Genomic DNA, 265 nt, shown 5'->3' with positions numbered 1-265 from the left:
CGTCGGTCTCAACCCCGAGCACTACAACCGGTTCCCGCACGAGTTCTCCGGCGGCCAGCGCCAGCGCATCGGCGTCGCCCGCGCCCTGGCGCTGGAGCCGAAGCTCATCGTCGCCGACGAGCCGGTCTCCGCGCTGGACGTCTCCATCCAGGCCCAGGTCGTCAATCTGCTCCAGAAGGTGCAGCGGGAACTGGGCATCGCGTTCGTCTTCATCGCCCACGACCTGGCGATCGTGCGGCACTTCTCCCAGCGCGTCGCGGTCATG

1 protein-coding gene is annotated in these 265 nt (G+C 68.7%); it reads left to right on the top strand.

Annotated elements, in window-relative coordinates; all coding sequences use genetic code 11:
• Positions 1 to 265: ABC transporter ATP-binding protein (locus IF37_RS0138720; RefSeq protein WP_030754659.1), on the top strand; the 265-nt coding region annotated here is incomplete at both ends.

Origin of the sequence: Streptomyces sp. NRRL S-31 (assembly GCF_000718775.1) — a bacterium.
Classification (GTDB): Bacteria; Actinomycetota; Actinomycetes; order Streptomycetales; family Streptomycetaceae; genus Streptomyces.
The sequence above is the reverse complement of the archived record's forward strand: the minus strand, read 5'-3'. Positions and strand labels throughout refer to the sequence as shown.